Raw genomic sequence first — 21,374 nt, 5'->3', positions numbered from 1 at the left:
CCAAGGCATCTGTGATGAAATGCGACCCCAATCTCTATCGCGCCGCACCGCCATCACTTGCCGTGAAGCCCCGTCTGATTCGTCATTTGTTCCTGCCGCCACTGATCATCGCCCTGATGATCGGCCTGGGTTTTATCGGCTTCTGGACCAGTGAACATTTCGGCATCCGCAGCCTCGGCGAGAACGGCCAGCGTCAACTCGAACTGCACGCCCGCGCGGTCGAAAGCGAGATCAGCAAATACACCTACCTGCCCAGCCTGCTGGAACTCGAAACCAGTGTCTCGCAGCTGCTGGCCGACCCGACTCCGCAATACCGGGAAACGGTCAACGCTTACCTTGAAGGCCTGAACCGACGCAGCCGCAGTCGGGCCATCTACGTCATGGACACCACCGGCCGGGTCATGGCCACCAGCAACTGGCGCGATGTCGACAGTTATCTGGGTGAAGACCTGTCCTTCCGCGCCTATTTCCAGAAAGCCGTGCGCGGCGAACCCGGGCGTTTCTACGGCATTGGCAGCACCAACGGCGAACCTGGTTATTACCTCGCCCACGGCCTCGAAGAGCACGGCAAGATCATCGGCGTCGCCGTGGTCAAAGTGCGTCTGGAAGCCATGGAAGAACGCTGGCAGCGCGCGCGTCTGGAAGCCTTCGTCAGCGATGAAAACGGCATCATCATTCTCTCCAGCGATCCGGCCCGCCGCCTCAAGTCGGTGATTCCACTGAGTGAAATCACCAAAGAAAAACTCGCGCGCAGCCTGCAGTATTACTGGTTCCCGCTCAACGAACTGCAACCGTTGGCCCGCGAAACCTTGTCCGAAGGCGTGGAGAAACTGACCTTTCCTGCCAACAGCGAAGTGCAGTCCGGCGAGGACGACATCAGCTACCTGGCGCAGACCCGACCGCTGAGCGACACGCCGTGGAATTTCACTCTGCTCACGCCATTGCAGGATTTGCGTCGCGAGGCGATCAACCAAGGCATTCTCGTCGCCGTGGCGTTTGCCCTGGTCGCCTTCCTGCTGATCGCCTGGAACGAGCGACGCAAGGTCATCGCCACCCGCCTCGCCGCCCGCGAAGCCTTGCAGGAAGCCAACAATCAACTGGAGCGTCGGATTACCGAACGCACCACCGACCTGCGCGCCAGTAACGAGCGACTGAAGAGTCAGATCCGCGAACGCCGCCAGGCCGAAGAGACCTTACGCCGCGCGCAAGATGAGCTGGTACAGGCCGGCAAACTCGCCGCCATCGGCCAGATGTCGACCAGCATCGCCCACGAACTGAACCAGCCGCTGGCCGCGATGCGCACGCTGTCGGGCAACACCGTACGCTTTCTGGAGCGTGGTCAGCTCGATGTCGCCAGCACCAACCTCAAGACCATCAACGACCTGATCGACCGCATGGGCCGCATCACCGCCAGCCTGCGCTCGTTCGCCCGGCGTGGTGACAATCAGGGCCAGGCCAGCCTCGGCAAAGCCGTGGACGCGGCGCTGCAATTGCTCGGTGCGCGCCTGGAGAGCTCGGCGCTGGACCTGCATCGGCAGTTCATTGACGTTCAGGTGCAGATCGACCAGACCCGCCTCGAACAGATTCTGGTCAACCTGATTGGCAACGCCCTCGATGCCATGCAGGCGCAACCGCTGCCCGAGCTGTGGCTGGAAGGCGAAGAATTCAACGGCAAATATCGCCTGCGCGTGCGCGACAACGGTCATGGTGTCGACGCCGAAGCGCGCAAGCATCTGTTCGAGCCGTTCTTCACCACCAAGCCCGGCGAACAAGGCCTGGGCTTGGGCCTGACCCTTTCCGCCAGCCTCGCCGCCGCCACCGGTGGGCATCTGGGTGTTGAACACCCGGCCAGCGGCGGCACCACTTTCGTCCTCAGTTTACCGTTGGTAAGCCCTACTCCCGCCGAGCCAATATGAACCCCGAACTCAGTGTACTGATCGTCGAAGACGACCCCCATGTGCTGCTCGGCTGCCAACAGGCGCTGACCCTTGAAGACATTCCCTGCGTCGGCGTCGGCAGTGCCGAAGAAGCGCTGGAGCGAGTCGGCGACAACTTTGCCGGCATCGTCATCAGCGACATTCGCCTGCCGGGCATCGATGGCCTGGAACTGCTGACCCGCCTCAAGCAACGCGATCGCAGCCTGCCGGTGGTGTTGATCACCGGCCACGGCGACATTTCCATGGCCGTCGGCGCGATGCAGAAAGGCGCCTACGACTTCATGGAAAAACCGTTCTCGCCGGAACGTCTGGTCGATGTCGCACGGCGAGCGCTGGAGCAACGCAGCCTCGCCCGTGAAGTGTCGTCGCTGCGCCGGCAACTGGCTGAACGTGACTCCCTTGAAGGACGCATCATCGGCCGCTCGCCAGCCATGCAGAACCTGCGCGAACTGATCGCCAACGTCGCCGACACCTCGGCCAACGTGCTGATCGAAGGCGAGACCGGCACCGGCAAAGAACTGGTCGCCCGTTGCCTGCACGATTTCAGTCGGCGCCACAGCAAACAGTTCGTCGCGTTGAACTGCGGCGGTCTGCCGGAAAACCTCTTCGAAAGCGAAATTTTCGGCCACGAAGCCAACGCGTTCACCGGCGCGGGCAAACGGCGCATCGGCAAGATCGAACACGCTGACGGCGGCACGCTGTTCCTCGATGAAGTGGAAAGCATGCCGCTGCCGTTGCAGATCAAATTGCTGCGCGTCTTGCAGGAGCGCACCCTCGAACGCCTTGGTTCAAACCAGAGCGTGGCGGTGGATTGCCGGGTGATCGCGGCGACCAAGTCCGACCTCGACGAATCGAGCAGGGCCGGCGAATTTCGCAGCGACTTGTACTACCGCCTCAACGTGGTGACGCTGGAATTACCGCCCCTGCGCGAACGCCGCGAAGACATCCTGCAACTGTTCGAACACTTCACCCAGCAGTCGGCCCTGCGCTTCGATCGTGCGCTACCGGAGCTGGACAACCAGACCCTGTCGAACCTGATGAGCCACGACTGGCCGGGCAACGTGCGTGAACTGCGCAACGTCGCCGAGCGGTTTGCTTTGAGTTTGCCGGCGTTCAAGAAGTCCGGTGCCAACAGCGGCGGACAAGGGTTGGGCTTTGCCGAAGCGGTGGAAGCCTTCGAGCGCAACCTGCTCAGCGACGCCCTGCAACGCAGCGGCGGCAACCTGACCCAGGCGAGCCTGGAATTGGGCATGGCCAAGACCACGCTGTTCGACAAAGTGAAAAAATACGGCCTGAGCCATTAAGCGAGAACGACGTGGACCTGTTTTTCAAAGCCCTGTTGGGCGCCGCGGTGGTGCTGATCATCGCGGCGCTGTCGAAGACCAAAAACTATTACATCGCAGGCTTGGTGCCGTTGTTTCCGACGTTTGCGCTGATTGCGCATTACATCGTCGGCAAGGGACGTTCGATCGAGGATTTGAAGACCACGATCGTGTTCGGGATGTGGTCGATCATTCCGTATTTTGTGTATCTGGCGACGTTGTACGTGATGGTGGATCGGATGCGGTTGGAGGCTTCGTTGGCAGTGGCGGCCGTCGCGTGGCTGATGGCTGCCACCGTGCTGGTCAGTGTTTGGGTCCGCCTGCACAGCTAACCCATGTAGGAGCTGCCGCAGGCTGCGATCTTTTGATCTTGCCCTTAAAAAGATCAAAAGATCGCAGCCTTCGGCAGCTCCTACAGGGGTAGGTGTTTAGCCATTGACGGTGCCACCTTTTGACTCGGCCATGATCTGGCGGATCGCGCCGACAAATGTGTCTACCGGTTGTCCGCCCGTCACTGCGTACTGACCGTTGAACACCACCGTCGGCACCGAACTGACCCCGCGCTGCAGCCACCGCTGTTCTTCTTCGCGCACCTCGTCGGCAAACTCATCCGTCGCCAGAATCGACTCGGCGCGCTGACGACCCAGCCCGACACTTTCCGCGATCTGCACCAGTTGGCCGTGATCGGAAGGATTGCCGCCATCGCTGAAATACGCCTTGAACAACGCCTCTTTCAACGGCAGCTGCAAACCCTCAAGCCCCGCCCAATGCAGCAAGCGATGCGCATCGAAGGTGTTGTAAATGCGGCTGTTGCCGTCGGTGCGAAAAGCAAAACCCAGTTCAGCGCCACGGGCGCGAATGGCTTCGCGGTTTTTCTGCGATTGCTCCGGCGTCGAGCCGTACTTTTCCTGAATGTGTTCGGCGATGTTCTGCCCGTCGGTGCCCATTTTCGGATTCAGCTCGAACGGCTGGAAACGGATCTCGGCCTGCACTTCGTTGCGCAAGATCTCCAGCGCTTGCAGCAAGCCATACAAACCGACAACGCACCACGGACAGGAGACATCGCTGACAAAATCGATTTTCAAAGCGGAATTCATCAAACACCTCGCAGGGGAAATCGTGCGGGAAAGTTTGCACGATACACCCTGATCACTCTGCAAATGTAGGAGCTGCCGAAGGCTGCGATCTTTTGACGTTGTGCTTGAGATCAAAAGATCGCAGCCTTCGGCAGCTCCTACAGGGGATGTATTCCAAATGTGGGAGCAAGGCTTGCCCGCGAAGAGGCCAAAACGCGCACCGCAATCCTGATGGTTACAGCAAATTCCCGCCCACCACCGGCTCAATCTGCGCCCAATGCGAAGTGTCTTCTCGGTGCTGCTGCAAATACGGCAACACTGCCGCCAGCAGCGGCTCCTTGAATGCCTCCTGAAACCGATGCGCCAACCCCGGAATCAGCTTCAATTGACTGCCGCGAATATGCGCCGCCAGATGCACACCATGCATCACCGGCAACAACGGATCCGCCGTGCCGTGCACCACCAGCGTCGGTACGCGTAACTGGTTAAGCAATGCAACGCGGCTCGGTTCGGCGAGGATCGCCATGATCTGCCGCTTCACACCCTCGGGATTAAACGCGCGGTCATAGGAAGCCGCTGCCTGTTGCAGCAAATTCTGCCGATCATCGGTCACCGCCGGGCTGCCCAGCGCCGCCAACAAATCAGCCTGCTGCTCCAGCGCCACCTGACGATTCGGTGCGCCGCGCCGCGACAACAACTGCACCAGCGCCGCACTCGGTGCCGGCAAACCTTCAGCGCCCGAGGTGGTCATGATCAGCGTCAGGCTCTCGACCCGCTGCGGCGCCATGGCCGCCATGTGCTGGGCGATCATCCCGCCCATGCTCGCGCCCAATACGTGGAATTGCTCGACGTGCAGCGCGTCCATCAGGCCCAGCGCATCGTCGGCCATGTCAGTCAGGCTGTACGGCGCCGACACCGGCAGACCGAGTTTGTAGCGCAGCACTTCGAAGGTCAGGTTGGCCTCCTCCGGCGCCTGGCGCCAGGTCGACAGACCGACATCGCGGTTGTCATAACGGATCACCCGAAAGCCCTGCTGACACAGCGCGACCACCACCTCGTCCGGCCAGTGAATCAACTGCCCGCCCAGGCCCATCACCAGCAGCAACGCCGGATCCGACGCGCGACCAATGCTTTGATAAGCAATGCTGACTTGTTGCAGATCGACGTGCTCGGTCGGCACGTTGACATCGCAACGCGCAGCCGCCATTGACGGCGCACCGAACAGAAGCGCGGCCAACATGGCCGCGACTGATAAAAACAGCTTGTGCATGAAAAACACCGAAACGCAGAACCCCAGTAGAGCGCGAGTCTGATGAAGTTTGTTCAAGCGCGCTGCCACAGTTGCGTGACAGTTTGATGAAGAGTGCCGAGCGGTCATTGCGCCGCTCGCTCAGTCGCGGTCGACAGTCTCGCCAACATGAGACAAACTCACCACCATCGCTGAATCAGCAAATTTTGTTCATGGAGCCATCGGTGCTTGAGATCCGCCACTTGAAAACCCTTCATGCCCTGCGCGAAGCCGACAGCCTCGTCGACGCGGCTGATCGCCTGCACCTGACGCAGTCGGCGCTGTCCCACCAGTTCAAGGAACTGGAAGAGCGCATGGGCATGCAACTGTTCGTGCGCAAGACCAAACCGGTGCGTTTCACCAGCGCCGGTCTGCGCCTGCTGCAACTGGCCGATGCGACTCTGCCGCTGCTGCGCGCCGCCGAGCGTGACATCAGTCGTCTGGCCGGTGGCACTGCCGGGCGTCTGCACATGGCGATCGAATGCCACAGCTGCTTTCAGTGGCTGATGCCGACCATCGACCAGTTCCGCGATGCCTGGCCGGAAGTTGAACTCGACCTCGCCTCGGGTTTTTCCTTTGCACCGCTGCCGGCATTGGCGCGGGGTGATCTGGATCTGGTGGTGACGTCCGATCCGCTGGAAATCGCTGGTATCACTTATGTGCCGCTGTTCACCTATGAAGCGATGCTGGCGGTGGCCAATCAGCATGCGCTGGCGAGCAAACCGTACATCGTGCCTGAGGATTTGCTCACGGAAACATTGATCACTTATCCGGTGGAGCGTGATCGGCTGGACATCTTCACGCGCTTCCTAGAACCGGCGGATATCGAGCCGGCGCAGGTGCGTACCTCGGAGCTGACGGTGATGATGATGCAACTCGTCGCCAGTGGTCGTGGCGTGTGTGGCATGCCGCATTGGGCGCTGCACGAATACAGCTCGCGCGGTTACGTGAAGGCCAAGCGGCTGGGCGAGAAAGGTCTGTTTGCCACGCTGTATGCAGCGATCCGTGCGGACATGCTGGATGCGCCGTACATGCGCGACTTTTTGCTGACGGCGAAGGACACTTCGTTTTCTACCTTGGATGGGGTTAGCGCAGTTCGCTGATCACACCAGAGAGAAACACTGTGGCGAGGGGATTTATCCCCGATGGGTTGCGCAGCAGCCCCAAAATCTACGCATGCGGTCTTTCAGGTAAACCGTGGTGAATGGTTTTGGGGCTGCTTCGCAACCCAACGGGGATAAATCCCCTCGCCACAAGAGATCCATTTGCCACAAAGAGGTGTTCATTCGCGAGTGAGTTCACGCCACATATGGACCTTGTCGAAGTAATCTTCGCCGACCCGCACCGCCAATGGCTCAAGGCCGAACTGGATAAAACCGCAGCGCTCATAGAGCTTGAACGCCGCATCATTCCCGGCAGTAACGGTCAACTGAACGACCTTCAGCGCCGGATGGTTCTGCGCCTCGGCAAGCGCCGCCTGCACCAGTTCAAACCCCAAACCGCGCTGGCGAAAATCCGCCGACACATACATCCCGAACAATGTGGCTTTGTGCCGAGCCTTTTCCCGAGGTTCAAACGCCAGCCCGACAATCCCGGCCAGCGTCCCAGCCTCAAAAGCCCCGAGCACCACATCGAGCTTGCTGGTCAGCCGCGCCTCCCACCAGCTTAACGGCATCACCGCCCGCTCGCGCACGCTGGAGGTGAACGCCTGCGGATGGCGATCATAGGCCTCAAGCATCAACGCCCGATAAGCCAGGGCATGACTGGCGTCCAGCCGTTCGATCCACATGATTCAAGCCGTCCTGCGTTGCTCGATCATCAGCCGTACCGCGAGCCCGGCCAAGACAAACCCCATGAAATAGCGCTGCATCGCCAACCACGTCGGGTTGCGCACGAACCACGACGCAATCCCCGCCGCGAACAACGCGATCAACAGATTGACGGTGAAACTGACGCTGATCTGCGTCAGCCCCAGAATGATGCTTTGAGTAAACACCGAACCGTGCTCAGGTGTGATGAATTGCGGAAACACCGAGAGATAAAACACCGCAATCTTCGGGTTCAGCGCGCTGGTGAGAAAGCCCATGGTGATCAGTTTGCGCGACGAATCCGGCGGCAATTGCTGCGCTTCGAACGGCGAACGCGCACCGGGTTTCACCGCTTGCCAGGCCAGCCACAACAAATACAGCGCCCCGGCCCACTTCAACACTTCGTAGGCCATCGGCACGGCGAGGAACACCGCCGTCAAACCCGCTGCCGCGGCAAACATATGCACAAAGAACCCGGCGACCACACCCAGCAACGAGGTCACCCCGGCCTTGCGCCCCTGGCAGATCGAACGCGAGATCAAATAAATCATGTTCGGCCCGGGCGTCAGCACCATCAGCAACGCGGCGGCGGCGAATATCAGCAAGTCTTGAAGCGGGATCATGGCAACGTCCTTTGCATGGATGATCAAGCGATGGCGGTCAGCGAGGCTCGATAAAACGGCAGGATCTTATCCCGTGTCAATGGCGCCAAAACGACATCGCCGTCGGTGGTCGGGTCGATCCAGATCACCTCTTCGATCTCCGCTGCCGGGGAAACGACGACGTTGATCGTCAGAAGAAAGAGGTCTGCCTGTACGACAAATCCCGGCTCGTTGGCGGCCGGCGCAGAAAACTGACCCAAGAAGGTCGCCTGCGCCGGATCGATCTGCAGATTCAGCTCTTCTTCCAGCTCACGGGCCAGGGCATGTACCGGCAGCTCATGCGCTTCAATCTTGCCGCCCGGTTGCATGAATGCAGTGGTACCGCGTTTTCGCACCAGCAGGGTGCGACCGTCCGACCCGATCAACAGGGCGGCGGCGATGCGGATAATGGAAGGAGTAGCACCGGAAAGCGTCGACATAAAAACGGCCCTTGTTTCGAAAAATGCAAAGGATCCCACGCAAACCCGCCATACGCCACACAACCCTGTAGGAGCTGCCGAAGGCTGCGATCTTTTGATCTTGATCCTGAAAAAAACAAGATCAAAAGATCGCAGCCTTCGGCAGCTCCTACAGGGGGAGTGACTCGCCCGGCCAATTCCACGATTGCCCCGTGCGTAGGTCTGGGCCAGTATGCGCAGCAGCATCCGGCCGGCTATTCAAGGTAAACCGATGACACTTTCCTTCGACGACATCACCTGGCATCGCGCTGTCGGGCAATTGATCGAGGCGCTGGACAAGCCGAATTTCTGGGCACAACTGGTGCGTCTGCTCGACCAGTACATGCCGTTCGATAGCTGGGTGGCGCTGCTGTTCAGTTCAGACCAGCACCCGCAAGTGTTCGCCGCCAGCCCCGGCGAAGAAGGCATTCCGGACGCCTTGTTTGAAGATTATCTGCGCGGGCTGTACTTGCTCGACCCGTTCTATATCGCCAGTCGCGAGCAATCACGTTCGGGACTGTTCCGCCTGTGGGAAGTGGCGCCCGAGCATTTCGAGCTGACCGAGTATTACCAGCGATACTTTCGTCTGAATGTCGTCGCCGACGAAATCCAGTTCAATTGTCAGCTTCAGGGCGAGCGCACGCTGTGCCTGTCGCTGGGCAGCAAACAGCGTTTCAGCAGCGAGCAGATTGCCTTGTTGTCGTTGATCCAGCCGTGGCTGCTCGCGCTGTTGCGCCAGCGTCTGCCCTATGAGACCAACGAAACCGCCGCGCCTGCCGCCGCCGATTGGCGGCTGCAACTGGAAACCTCGGTGCAACAACTCAAGGGCGCACAACTGACCGCCCGCGAACTGGATGTCGGGCGATTGATGCTCAGCGGTTGCTCCAGTAAAGAAATCGCCCGTAAGCTGGAAATCTCCGTAGAAACCGTGAAAGTCCATAAGAAACACATGTACAGCAAGCTGGGGATCAAATCCCAGTCCGAGCTGTTTTCGATTTTTCTTCAGGCCCAGAACGCCTGAACAGCGCTGAAATGCTCTCCTGTGGGAATCGATTCCTGTGGTGAGGGGATTTATCCCCGATGGGTGGCGAAGCCGCCCCAAGTCGATGCATGCGGTCTTTCTGTTAAACCGCAGTGAATGGTTTTGGGGCTGCTACGCAACCCGTCGGGGATAAATCCCCTCACCACAATAGATCCCACCAGCAGGCCCACCTGCTAGCCCGCCTGCTGGCACAGGGTTGCAACCCACTGAGTCCGAACCAGGGAAACCGTATGAGCCTGTCACTCCTGAGCCGCTACGCCTTCTTTGCCGTCTGCGTGATTTTCACCCTCGCCAGCCTGCCTTTCCTCGACCACGACTGGCTGTGGCCGATCACCGCCGTCACCGGCGTCCTCAGCCTGCTCGGTCTGTTCGACCTGCTGCAGACCCCGCACGCGGTGCGGCGCAACTACCCGATCCTCGGCAACATCCGCTACCTGGTCGAAGGCATCCGTCCGGAAATCCGCCAATACCTGCTGGAATCCGACAGCGACGCCCTGCCCTTCTCCCGCGCCCAGCGCTCGCTGGTCTACTCGCGAGCGAAAAACGAGACCGCCGACAAACCGTTCGGCACGCTGATCGACGTCTATCAAGCGGGTTTCGAATTCATCGGCCACTCGATGCGCCCGGCGCCGCTGAGCGACCCGAGCAGTTTCCGCGTCACCGTCGGCGGCCCGCAGTGCTCGCAGCCGTACTCGGCGTCGGTGTTCAACATCTCGGCGATGAGTTTTGGCTCACTCAGCGCCAACGCCATTCGCGCATTGAACCAAGGCGCCAAGCTCGGCAACTTCGCCCACGACACCGGCGAAGGCAGCATCAGCCCGTATCACCGCGAACACGGCGGTGACCTGACCTGGGAACTGGGCAGCGGCTACTTCGGTTGCCGCACCAGCGATGGCCGTTTCGACCCGGAACGCTTCGCCACCCAAGCGCAAAACCCACAAGTGCGGATGATCGAAATCAAGATGAGCCAAGGCGCCAAACCCGGCCACGGCGGCATCCTGCCCAAGCACAAAGTCACCAAAGAAATCGCTGAAACCCGCGGCATCATGATGGGCGAAGACTGCGTGTCGCCATCACGTCACAGCGCGTTTTCCACGCCGATCGAAATGATGCATTTCATCCAGCAATTGCGTGAACTGTCCGGCGGCAAACCGGTGGGTTTCAAGTTCTGCCTCGGCCATCCGTGGGAGTTCATGGGCATCGCCAAAGCCATGCTGGAAACCGGCATCCTCCCCGACTTCATCGTCGTCGACGGCAAGGAAGGCGGCACCGGCGCTGCACCCGTGGAATTCACCGACCACATCGGCGTGCCGATGCGCGAAGGCCTGCTGTTCGTCCACAACACCTTGGTCGGGCTGAACCTGCGCGACAAGATCAAACTCGGTGCCAGCGGCAAGATTGTCAGCGCTTTTGACATCGCCAGCGTGCTGGCCATCGGCGCCGACTGGGCCAACTCGGCGCGCGGTTTCATGTTCGCCATCGGCTGCATTCAGTCGCAGTCTTGCCACACCAACAAATGCCCGACCGGCGTCGCCACTCAGGACGCTTTGCGCCAACGCGCGCTAGTGGTTCCGGACAAGGCACAGCGTGTGTTCAATTTCCATCGCAGCACGCTGAAAGCGCTGGCGGAAATGCTCGCGGCGGCGGGGCTTGAACATCCGTCGCAACTGTCGGCCAAGCATTTGGTGCGGCGCATGTCGGCGACCGAGATCAAGCTGTTCTCGCAGTTGCATGTGTTCCTGAAACCGGGAGAACTGCTCACCGGAGAGGTGAACGGCGAGTTCTATTCGCGGATGTGGCAAATGGCGCGGGCGGACAGTTTTGAGCCGAATGAAATCGCGGCGGCATGATTACTCGGGTGGCCAGCCTTGCTCAAGGCTGGCGCCATTTTTCGCGTGAACAGGTGGGCGGAAATATTCCCACCGTCTAACACTTGCAATTGCTCCCACTCTTCGGGAAACAGCCATCGTGGGACAGAAACGGATTCGGCTGTTAACCACCAGATTCTTTGTCCCTGAAACTGCAGGCGATGCGGATAGACCCACTTCATCTCATCGGGTATCAAGGCATAACCAAACCTGGAAACCTCAGACGTAAGATCCGCAACAAATAACGTCGGTTTGATACCGGATTTGTTGTAGTAAGCAACTGGCAGATACCACATGACTGAATCGACTACGATCTGGTCTCCCTCCTGGATTTGCTTATTGATCTCTTCCGTCAGCAGTTCGATTTTGTATGCATTTCGCAAGTCGCCTCGGTGAACGTTTTCCGTTTGTTGATAAACCGCTTTCAACCCATGTATCTGAGTCATCAACAACAACGATAAAAGCAGGGTCGTCGGCAGGCGCTGACGCGCTCCCCAGAAGTCCAGCGCCATCGCGGTGACCATCGGCAAACCCATGGCCGCAAACATCAGGTACCGCGGGACAAACAAAGGAACCAACAAGCTCATGACATACAGCGTGATCGCCGGGACAAAGAAATAACCTGCCAACAGACACTTGTAACTTGATGCCAGCGTTTTGTCGGTCACCACTGTTGCGACGAAAAACAACATCAGGATCAATGGTATGAATTGCCAGACAATGGACTGCGCGGACACCTCATCCACCACCGTAAATTGCCAAATCAACGTCAGAGCCCCTTGCACAGATACCGGTTTGATCCATAAAGCCCCATGCGGGTGGGACATCTGATCAATCAGTTGTGGAATCCAGGGGATGTAAAACAAGACGATTAGACCGTTGGCAATCACCCACTCAAGAAGAGACAGGCGGGCCTCCCCGTCCGCTCTGCGACTTTTCCACCAATACAACCAGTGCACCAGAACACATAGCCCGGCGAAGTAGTGAGTGTAAAACGCAGCACTCATCAGCAATACATACGCTACGACAAACCGTTTGCGCTCCGGCGCCTGTGACCAACACACCAGCGCCACTGTTGCTGCCATCAGCCAGAAACCGAGCAGGGTGTACATCCGCACTTCCTGGCTGTAACGAACCGAAATCGGCAACAACGCCAACAGCAACGCTGCCATCCAAGTGGCTCGGCGTGTGGCGATCAGGCTCATCAGTTTGATACACAGCAAGAGGGTGCCGATATCCGCCAATACGCTCAACGCTCGAGCGGGCAATGCCCCTTCGCCCCAAATCATTAACCAATAATGCAGCAGCACGTAGTAAAGCGGCGGATGTACATCCAGAGCAGTCAGTTGCCAGATTCGAGCGGGCCCTTCCCGCGCCAACAACAAGCTGTAAGCCTCGTCGTACCAGATTCCTGGCTGCTCGATTGCATAGAGGCGCACCCACAACGCAAGAACAATCACTCCCGCCAGCGCGAAGCGATCAAGCAAGACTGACAGTGGGTATTCACTACGCAATGAAGCAGCGGGCAAGTGCTTCACACGCGCTGCCCGCGAAACAGCACGAATCTGAAAAAAACGTATCCCAACAACAGATTCGGTCCGGTAAAGGAAGCAACCGTCACCAGTCCGGGCCAGTTGAACGTATCCGCTAATGAACCCATCGCAAAACTCACCCCGCCCATCATCGCGATGAACAACAGATAAGTGCAAACACAGGTTCCAGACTCAAAGGTGTAAAGCGCATTCATATAAAACGAAAACGCTGCGGCCACACAAAATGCCGCGAAGTTGCTCGCCGCTTGCGTCAACCCGAAAGCGCTGCACAATACGAAAAACACCTGCCAATGGATCAACCCATCGGCAAGGCCGATGATCATCAGCGCAGAGAATCCTTTCATCACCGCTCCTTGCAACCACCCAGTTGCCAGAATTTAAAACTAAGGCAGGAGGCAGGTACGGTCTACTGTCAGAAATCACAGGTGCAGGCCCTCTTCCGACGAATGGTCGTGACAGCTACCAATGCAGAGAGTGAAGGCGCTGCGGCTCCTTCATCACAATGAATCCGTAATCGCCTATCAGATAAATCCGGTAATACTGGCTCTCCACAAACGTCGGATAACCCAAGTAACCGACGTGCGTGGCATTGCGTCTTTCTCGCTCGGCGATCACGTTGGTGATGCCTGCGCTCGGCAAGTTTTCCGCGAGCAGGTAATAGTCGATATTGAGTAAATAATGCAGCACCGGCAGCTGTTTGAAAGTCGCCTGCGCACCGATCAGCCAGTGCTCGGAATAGCTCACCGACAGGTAAATTCGCTTGGCTTCGCGCAGTTCCCGATGCGCGGCGATGTCGTGGCTGAGGCTGTAGAGCGCATGGTTGGCGAAGGTTTTCTGCATCGTCAGCACGCGTCCGTAAGCAAAGGACAGCGACAGCGTTGCCAGCAGCGGGACGATCAGCAGTAAGGGTAATCGTCGGTGCTGCGACGCCAGGCCAAGATGGGCAAGGTAGAACAGCAACACCAGCAGTACGCCGAAGCCCATCAGCGTGCGCGCACCCTCATTGAAATCGCGGAAGATCAGGGTGATGCCGGGGATCAGCAGCATGAGGATTGGCAGGGTCAGCAGGCTGATCAGCTTGAACGCCAGAGCCTGTTTACGGTGCTGGAAAACCTGCGTGCTGATCCGCACAGCGCCGAACAATGCACACAGCACCAACCCGGCGAATACCCACGCGTAACCGCTGTGAAACAGCAACGCGACCTTGTCTGAAACCCGCCCGATATTGATGCCCATCTGCAGCAACGGATCGGCACTCCATTGCTGCAATTCGCCACGCCCGGACTCCATGAACGGGTACGCGGTGATGGCGTAAATCAGTATCCCCAGAACCAGTTGCGCGAGTTTGCAGCCGAGCATTTCCAGCACATCGGTTTGACGGACAATTGCCCGAACCAACTCTACTGCGCATAACCCGAGGAACACGTTGAGGCTGATCTGGTACAGCCCGATCGCCAGCGCCAGCAACGTCGCCGGGAACAGCCAGCGTTGCACTCGGGATGAGCCGTGAAAGGTAATGGCGTAAACCACCGCGACCAGGCTGAGCGCCATGCTCGGGCCGTCGTATTGGTAGGACAGATTCTGTAGCAGGAACGGGTTGTACCAGAGCGGCAACGGCACCAGGCAACTGGCCAGCGTCGGTTCGGGGAAGTAGTGAAAGGTCAGGCGAGTCAGGGCCAGACTCATGGCCCCGGTGGCGATGATTAGCGGCAGCGGAAAGATGTCCGGCGCAGCGCCAGTGAAGGTCAGCGCCTGATACAACCAGTCAGCGAACAATCTCCCCTGCCCGGCCCAGGCATCGCCAGCCGCGAGAGCACGCCAGTTGTCGTCGATATAGGGGAAGTCAGCGAGGATCAGCGGCAGTACATACAGCGAAGTCGCGAGCAAGAAGAACAGGACGACCTGACGGCGGCCGAGTTCTCGCACGAGAAAATCACTGATTTTCATGGCCGCGCCTCTGGGTGGAGATAAAGCTTTGAACCTGCGCCGTGGTTTTTTATCGCCTTATCAGACCGGTGGTTACTTGGGTCCCGGCAGGATTTGGATAGGCGTCCCTCTGGTGACTGCTTTACCAGTAGTGACCAATTTTCATGTGATGACTGCTGCTTCACCTGTGGCGAGGGGATTTATCCCCGATGGGTTGCGAAGCAGCCCCAAGACCATTCACCGCCGACCGCATGCACAGGTTTTACGACTGCTGCGCAGCCGATCGGGGATAAATCCCCTCGCCACAGGTTCATACGATCCTTAAGAACAGCGCCCACAAAAAAGCCCCGATCTCTCGACCGGGGCTTTGTCGTTACAACGCTTACGACTTACGAAGCCGAACGCGCCGCACCTTGCGACACTTGTGTCGGTTGCAGTTTGAACACGTAGAACAACACCGTCAGCAGCACCAGGAACGCAGGCCCGACATACAGCGCCACGCGCGTGTCCGGGAAGTACGCCATCAGGCCGACCACCAGCACCAGAAATGCCAGGGCAAAGTACGAGCTGACCGGGTACAGCCACATCTTGTATTTGAGGCCGGCACGTTCGCTGGCGCTCAGGCCTTTGCGGAATTTCAGCTGGGCCAGCAGGATCATCACCCAGGTCCAGATCGCGCCGAAGGTCGCAATCGAGGTCACCCAGACGAAGACTTTTTCCGGCACCAGATAGTTGAGCATTACGCCCAGAAGCAATACCGCAATCGACAGCAGCAGCGCACGACGCGGCACACCGTTGTTCGAGGTTTTGGCGAAACCAGCCGGCGCCTGACCGTTCTGCGCCAGGCTGTAAAGCATGCGCCCGGTGCTGAAGATGCCGCCGTTGCACGACGACAGTGCGGCGGTAATCACCACGAAGTTAATGATGCCGGCGGCAGTCTTGATGCCCAGACGCTCGAAGGTCATCACGAAGGGGCTGCCTTGCGTGCCGATTTCATTCCACGGGTAGATCGACAGGATCACGAACAACGCACCGACGTAGAACAGCAGAATCCGCCAGAACACCGAGCCGATCGCATCGGGAATAGTCTTCTGCGGGTTCTTCGCTTCACCGGCGGTCAGGCCGATCATTTCGACGCCGAGGTAGGCGAACATGACCATTTGCAGCGACATTAATACGCCGGTCACGCCATTCGGCATGAAGCCGCCGTGCGCCCACAGGTTGGAAATGCCCAGCGCCACGCCATCGTTGCCGAAACCGAAGGCGATGATGCCAACGCCGCCGATGACCATGGCAATGATCGTGACGATCTTGATCAGGGCGAACCAGAATTCGAACTCACCGAAGGCTTTCACCGCGATCAGGTTGATCGAGCCCATGCTGATCAGCGCCGCCAAGGCCCAGATCCAGCGCGGCACATCGGGAAACCAGATGCCCATGTACACCGCCACCGCGGTGATTTCCGCAACGCAGGTCACCAGCCACAGGAACCAGTAGTTCCAGCCAGTGAGAAAACCCGCCAACGGGCCGAGGTAGTCTTGCGCATAGCGGCTGAACGAGCCGGCGACCGGGTTGTGCACAGCCATTTCGCCGAGGGCGCGCATGATCACCAGGATCGCCAGGCCGCCAAGAATGTAGGAAATCATGATCGCCGGGCCGGCCATTTCGATGGCCTTGGCCGAACCTAAAAACAGACCGACGCCGATACAGGCACCGAGCGCCATCAGGCGAATGTGCCGTTCGCCGAGTTCGCGTTTGAGCGGACCGCCCTGAGCGGTGTCGCCGTGAGGCAGGTGATTGCCAACTGGCATGGGGGTGCAACCTCGTCTTGTTATTGGATATGACCACCGAGTGTCGCAGCGTCGGCCGGTAAGCCTTGGCTGCCCTGAAACCGCGCCGGCCTCGTGGGCAAACGCGTCTTGTAGGACAAAACCTGCAAGATCAGCGGGGCGTGCAGTATAAAAAGCCTTGGGCAGGGCTTTTCACTCTATAAACCACAACATTCAGCGACAACTCTCGGCATAAGCCCGGTTTGCGGAGAGGCATCCCCTGTGTTTCGTAGGAATTTTCGCCACCGAAAAAGGCGGCGAGTATTGCACAGCATTGGTGCATCGTCATGCCCCTGCCTAGGTGCAATTGCTCTTGCGAAGGCTCTAGCGCAGAACTCTCTGACTCCCAATCCCCTGTGGTGAGCGGATTTATCCCCGATGGCCTGCGCAGCAGGCCCAAACCTGCCAATGAGATATATCTGGAGAAATCAGATGTCTGCTTTGGGGGTGCTTCGCACCCCATCGGGGATAAATCCCCTCACCACAAATACTTCACTGGATTCAGAAATTTCGCACAACAGTTACAGATTCAGAGCTACCAACCCGGAACTAGCCTTGAGGGTTCGACAAACCAAACAAGGAAGTGAAGTGCCTAACTATCCAAATTCATACCGTCTACGCCAAGGCCGATTCTCCGAACCCGGCCGCGCCTATTTCATCACCTCAGTCATTCACCAGCGCCAACCCGTCTTCGCCGATTGGCAAACAGGCCGATTGCTGGTGGCAGAGCTTCGCAAGGCACATGACCAAGGCTGCGTAGAGTCCATTGCGTGGGTGGTGATGCCTGACCATTTCCATTGGCTGGTGCAGCTGCAAAGCGGTTCGCTCGCGGAGGTCATTGGCGGAATAAAGGCCCGCTGTACTCAGGCCGTCAATCAGAAAACCGGGAAACATGGGCCGTTGTGGCAAAGCAGTTTTCACGACCGTGCGATTCGTGATGATGAGGATTTGCTGCCGTTCGCCCGGTACATCGTGGCGAATCCATTGCGGGCCGGTCTGGTCAAGAAGATAGGTGACTACCCGCTCTGGGATGCCTGCTGGCTGTAACCCCCCCTTTCAATTGTTCACATTACCTGTGGTGAGGGGATTTATCCCCGATGGACTGCGCAGCAGGCCCGCTTTTCGAGGGGAAAAACAGGGGCGCTTCGCGCCCCATCGGGGATAAATCCCCTCGCCACAAAAACCCCTCTACTAAATGGATTCCTTACTACGGATGAATGAGTTGCCCCTCATTCCAGATTTATTCAGCAACTCCCCACCCCCAACCCATCACAATTTTTTCACCACTGCCAACCACCGTCTAAGCTTCAAACAAGTCCGATCAATCTGCGTGAATGGATCAATCGACTATGGGCGCTTTGTGGCAAACCGATTCGAGTAAAACCGTGGTTCCGACTGAGAGTGTGGATCAAGCGCCTGTCCCCAAAAAACCACGCCGTCCTCGGCATGGCTGGAAGGCTTTCTGGTTGCTGCTGCTGATTATTGCCATCGTGGTTGGCATGGGGGCGGCCAAGGAGATGCGCACCTCGCGTTTCCAGTCCACTGAGGTCAGCAAATACGCCGCATCGCTGACTTACACACTGGAGCCCGGCCCCAGTGAAGCGATTCACTACCCCGGTAATGGGCCATTCGATTTGCGCCTGGGTTACAGCTCCCTCGATGAATTCCTGCCGCGCCTGCTTAAACGCAATTATGTGATCACCGAGCAGACCCGCTTCTCCCCCGCCCTGCTCAGCTACACCGACAAAGGCCTGTTCGTGCCCTACTCGGAAAAGATCCAGGCCGGCCTGACCATCACCGATTGCCGCGCCGCGCCTCTGTATAAATACAACTACCCCCAGCAACTCTATTCCAACTTCGCGGCGATTCCGCCCGTGGTGGTCAACAGCCTGCTGTTCATCGAAAACCGCTTTCTGCTCGACCCCAAACAGCCCCGCGCCAACCCGGCCGTGGACTGGCCGCGATTCGGCATGGCGGCGTGGTCGCAAGTGGCGAAACTGCTGCACTTGCCCGGTCAGTCGGCAGGCGGCAGTACCTTGGCGACGCAACTGGAAAAGTATCGGCACTCGCCGGATGGCCTGACCGTATCGGGCGCGGAGAAGATCCGCCAGATGGTTTCCGCCAGCGTGCGCGCTTATCAGGCCGGACCTGAAACACTGACTTCGCGGCAGAACATCGTCCGCGATTACCTCAACAGTGTGCCGCTGTCGGCAGTCCCGGGGCACGGCGAAGTACACGGTATGGCTGAAGGCTTGCGCGTCTGGTACGGCAGTGATTTCAACAAGGCCAACGAACAACTGAACAGCCCGGCCACCGACCCGAAAACCATGGCCGACAAAGGTCTGGCTCTGCGCGAAATGCTCTCGCTGATGATCGCCCAGCGCCGCCCTTCGCATTACCTGACCAAGGGCCGCGAAGAACTCGCCGACCTCACCGACAGCCACCTGCGCCTGCTCAAGCAGAACGGCGTCATCGACAACGCGCTGGCCGATGCCGCACTCGCCAGCAAGGTCACGTATCGCGACTGGCAAACCCAGCCAACCATCCAGCCGATTGAAACCAACAAAGGCATCAGCGTCGCCCGCAGTCGTTTGGCGAGCATGCTCAACCGGCCGCTGTATGACCTTGATCGTCTCGACCTATCGGCCACCAGCACCCTGCAAGGCGACCTGCAAATGCAGGCCACCGAGTACCTGAAAAAACTCGCCGACCCGGCCTTCGCCGCTGAAATCGGCCTGATGGGCGAACGACTGCTGACGCCCACCAGCACCACGCAAGTGCGCTACAGCTTCACCCTGTTCGAGTTGACCCCGGACGGCTCGCGCGTACGCATCCAGACCGACAGCACCGATCAGCCGTTCGACATCAATGAAGGCAGCAAACTCGAACTCGGCTCGACGGCGAAAATGCGCGTGCTGACGACTTACCTGCAAATCATCGCCGAACTGCACGACAAATACGCCGGCATGTCTGTACCGGAACTGAAGAAAGTCGACGTGCCGGATCAGGATCGCCTGAGCCAGTGGGTCATCGATTATCTGGTGCAAAACAAGGATCGCGATCTGTCGAAAATGCTCGGCGCCGCGCTCGACCGCAAATACTCGGCAAGCCCCGGCGAAGCGTTTTTCACCGGTGGCGGTCTGCATGTGTTCCATAACTTTCGCAAGGAAGACAACGGCCGCATGCCGACCCTGCGCGATGCCCTGCGGGAGTCGATCAACCTGCCGTTCATTCGCCTGATGCGCGATGTGGTGCGCTACGTCACCTACTCCGGCCCCAACAGCAGCGCCGAACTGCTCAAGGATGACCGCGACCCCCGGCGTCAGGAATACCTGGCCAGTTTCGCCGACCGCGAAGGCACGTCGTTCCTGCTCAAGTTCTGGAAAAAGTACAAAAACAAAGACACTCCAGCGCGCCTCGACACCTTCCTCGACAGCATGCGCCCGACCCCGATCCGCATGGCGGCGGTGCATCGTTATCTGTTGCCGGACGCCAGTCAGGAAGACTTCAACACCTTCGTCCGCGCTCACCTCAAAGGCGCCAAGCTTAACGAAAAACTCACCGATGATCGCTTGATCCGTCTCTACGATTCCTATGGCCCGGGCAGCTATGATTTGCCCGATCAGGGCTTCATCGCCAAGGTTCACCCGTTGGATTTGTGGATGATGGGCTATCTGCTGCATAACCCGGACGCAACCTTCAGTCAGATCGTCAAAGCCAGCCACTTCGAGCGTCAGGAAGTCTATAGCTGGCTGTTCAAGAGCAAACACAAAGGCGCGCGCGACAGCCGCATTCGCACCATGCTCGAAATCGAAGCGTTCCTTGAAATTCACCAGCGCTGGCAGAAAGTCGGCTACCCGTTCGATCACTTGGTGCCATCGCTGGCGACGGCGATCGGCAGCTCCGGCGACCGCCCTGCGGCACTGGCCGAGTTGATCGGCACCATCCTTAACGATGGCGTACGCATGCCGACCCTGCGCATCGACAGCCTGCACTTTGCCGCCGGCACACCGTACGAAACCCGCGTGACCAACGATCCGCATGTCGGCAAACGGGTGATGCCATCCGAAGTCGCCACGGCCATGCGCGAGGCGCTCTCGCAAGTGGTCGACTCCGGCACCGCCAAGCGTGTTTCCGGCAGTTTCAAAACCGCCGACGGTACGCCGTTGGTCATGGGCGGCAAGACCGGCACCGGTGATAACCGCATCGAAGCCATTGGCTCGGGAGGGCGCATTCTCAGTTCGAAATCGATCAACCGCACGGCGACCTTCGTGTTCTACATCGGCGATCATCACTTCGGCACGCTGACGGCATTCGTGCCGGGGCGCTCGGCGGAGAACTTCAAGTTCACCTCGGCGCTGCCCGTGCAGGTGCTCAAAGGCATGGCACCGATTCTGTCGCCGTACCTGCAACCTGACTCCCACACCCGCTGCGAGGTGCCTGTCGTCGCCCAGCGCAATTGAAATCAGCGGTAAAACCCGCCTCCAAGTGAACGCAACTGTGGCGAGGGAGCTTGCTCCCTCGCCACAAAAGTCTGTGTGCACACAAGCCGATACACAAGCGATAACTATGTACCGCACACCCGGCCAGACAGCCGCGCAAACTGAAATCCTTTCGACGCCAAAA

General features: G+C 58.9%; 17 protein-coding genes. 8 read left to right on the top strand and 9 right to left on the bottom strand.

Annotated features, from left to right (window positions below):
* Window positions 1-14: 14 nt before the first annotated feature.
* From ACQ4MY_RS06955 to ACQ4MY_RS06945, 3 genes are read left to right on the top strand one after another with little or no spacing between them, the layout of a single operon-like run.
* Entirely contained in the window at window positions 15-1,916 is a 1,902-nt protein-coding gene (locus ACQ4MY_RS06955; RefSeq protein WP_008079436.1) for a sensor histidine kinase, read from the top strand.
* Entirely contained in the window at window positions 1,913-3,241 is a 1,329-nt protein-coding gene (locus ACQ4MY_RS06950; RefSeq protein ID WP_440094523.1) for a sigma-54-dependent transcriptional regulator, read from the top strand. The genes ACQ4MY_RS06955 and ACQ4MY_RS06950 overlap by 4 nt, the downstream gene beginning before the upstream one ends.
* An 11-nt stretch (window positions 3,242-3,252) precedes the next feature.
* The gene (locus ACQ4MY_RS06945) at window positions 3,253-3,591 is read left to right on the top strand and encodes a GlpM family protein (protein ID WP_440094521.1); all 339 of its coding nucleotides are present in this window, start codon (window positions 3,253-3,255) and stop codon (window positions 3,589-3,591) included.
* A gap of 96 nt (window positions 3,592-3,687) precedes the next feature.
* On the opposite strand, the gene ACQ4MY_RS06940 is transcribed toward ACQ4MY_RS06945, so the two are convergent.
* Entirely contained in the window at window positions 3,688-4,356 is a 669-nt protein-coding gene (locus ACQ4MY_RS06940; RefSeq protein WP_440094520.1) for a DsbA family oxidoreductase, read from the bottom strand.
* Between the two features lie 214 nt (window positions 4,357-4,570).
* Window positions 4,571-5,605 (bottom strand): alpha/beta fold hydrolase, encoded by a 1,035-nt coding sequence (locus ACQ4MY_RS06935; RefSeq protein ID WP_440094518.1) that lies wholly within the window; start codon window positions 5,603-5,605, stop codon window positions 4,571-4,573.
* Between the two features lie 203 nt (window positions 5,606-5,808).
* Here ACQ4MY_RS06935 and metR point away from each other — a divergent pair, with 203 nt between their 5' ends.
* Window positions 5,809-6,726 carry a transcriptional regulator MetR gene (metR, locus tag ACQ4MY_RS06930; protein ID WP_008087231.1) on the top strand — a complete coding sequence of 306 codons (918 nt, stop codon included), beginning with the start codon at window positions 5,809-5,811 and terminating at the stop codon, window positions 6,724-6,726.
* A 179-nt stretch (window positions 6,727-6,905) separates the two neighbouring features.
* Here metR and ACQ4MY_RS06925 read toward each other — a convergent pair whose 3' ends face one another.
* Genes ACQ4MY_RS06925 through ACQ4MY_RS06915 form a run of 3 tightly spaced genes read right to left on the bottom strand, consistent with a single transcriptional unit; the run spans window position 6,906 to window position 8,512 of the window.
* Complete coding sequence (locus ACQ4MY_RS06925) at window positions 6,906-7,412, bottom strand: GNAT family N-acetyltransferase (RefSeq protein ID WP_440094516.1); 507 nt, start codon at window positions 7,410-7,412, stop codon at window positions 6,906-6,908.
* 3 nt (window positions 7,413-7,415) lie between these two features.
* Window positions 7,416-8,054 (bottom strand): LysE family translocator, encoded by a 639-nt coding sequence (locus ACQ4MY_RS06920; RefSeq protein ID WP_440094514.1) that lies wholly within the window; start codon window positions 8,052-8,054, stop codon window positions 7,416-7,418.
* Between the two features lie 23 nt (window positions 8,055-8,077).
* The gene (locus ACQ4MY_RS06915; protein WP_440094513.1) at window positions 8,078-8,512 is read right to left on the bottom strand and encodes an NUDIX hydrolase; all 435 of its coding nucleotides are present in this window, start codon (window positions 8,510-8,512) and stop codon (window positions 8,078-8,080) included.
* A 250-nt stretch (window positions 8,513-8,762) separates the two neighbouring features.
* On the opposite strand from ACQ4MY_RS06915, the gene ACQ4MY_RS06910 reads away from it, so the two are divergent.
* Entirely contained in the window at window positions 8,763-9,551 is a 789-nt protein-coding gene (locus ACQ4MY_RS06910) for a helix-turn-helix transcriptional regulator (RefSeq protein WP_008083067.1), read from the top strand.
* A gap of 251 nt (window positions 9,552-9,802) precedes the next feature.
* On the top strand, window positions 9,803-11,422 hold the full coding sequence (locus ACQ4MY_RS06905; RefSeq protein WP_440094511.1) for an FMN-binding glutamate synthase family protein: 1,620 nt from the start codon (window positions 9,803-9,805) through the stop codon (window positions 11,420-11,422).
* Here ACQ4MY_RS06905 and ACQ4MY_RS06900 read toward each other — a convergent pair.
* The 4 genes from ACQ4MY_RS06900 to ACQ4MY_RS06885 all read right to left on the bottom strand — a co-directional run bounded on the left by ACQ4MY_RS06900 (window position 11,356) and on the right by ACQ4MY_RS06885 (window position 16,730).
* Window positions 11,356-12,978 carry a glycosyltransferase family 39 protein gene (locus tag ACQ4MY_RS06900; RefSeq protein WP_440094509.1) on the bottom strand — a complete coding sequence of 541 codons (1,623 nt, stop codon included), beginning with the start codon at window positions 12,976-12,978 and terminating at the stop codon, window positions 11,356-11,358. The genes ACQ4MY_RS06905 and ACQ4MY_RS06900 overlap by 67 nt on opposite strands.
* Window positions 12,975-13,337 carry a GtrA family protein gene (locus tag ACQ4MY_RS06895; protein ID WP_440094508.1) on the bottom strand — a complete coding sequence of 121 codons (363 nt, stop codon included), beginning with the start codon at window positions 13,335-13,337 and terminating at the stop codon, window positions 12,975-12,977. The genes ACQ4MY_RS06900 and ACQ4MY_RS06895 overlap by 4 nt, the downstream gene beginning before the upstream one ends.
* A gap of 115 nt (window positions 13,338-13,452) precedes the next feature.
* Window positions 13,453-14,940, bottom strand: coding sequence for a glucosyltransferase domain-containing protein (locus tag ACQ4MY_RS06890; protein ID WP_440094507.1), 1,488 nt, complete (start codon window positions 14,938-14,940; stop codon window positions 13,453-13,455).
* A gap of 368 nt (window positions 14,941-15,308) precedes the next feature.
* The gene (locus ACQ4MY_RS06885) at window positions 15,309-16,730 is read right to left on the bottom strand and encodes an amino acid permease (protein WP_008083055.1); all 1,422 of its coding nucleotides are present in this window, start codon (window positions 16,728-16,730) and stop codon (window positions 15,309-15,311) included.
* Between the two features lie 606 nt (window positions 16,731-17,336).
* Between ACQ4MY_RS06885 and ACQ4MY_RS06880 the strand changes: the two genes are divergently transcribed.
* Complete coding sequence (locus ACQ4MY_RS06880) at window positions 17,337-17,795, top strand: REP-associated tyrosine transposase (protein WP_440094759.1); 459 nt, start codon at window positions 17,337-17,339, stop codon at window positions 17,793-17,795.
* A gap of 302 nt (window positions 17,796-18,097) precedes the next feature.
* Entirely contained in the window at window positions 18,098-21,211 is a 3,114-nt protein-coding gene (locus ACQ4MY_RS06875) for a transglycosylase domain-containing protein (protein WP_440094504.1), read from the top strand.
* The last annotated feature ends 163 nt before the right edge of the window (window positions 21,212-21,374 follow it).

Origin of the sequence: Pseudomonas sp. SM4 (genome assembly GCF_051913165.1) — a bacterium.
GTDB lineage: Bacteria > Pseudomonadota > Gammaproteobacteria > Pseudomonadales > Pseudomonadaceae > Aquipseudomonas.
Note: the sequence above shows the minus strand (reverse complement) of the source record. Positions and strands in the feature narration are given on the sequence as shown.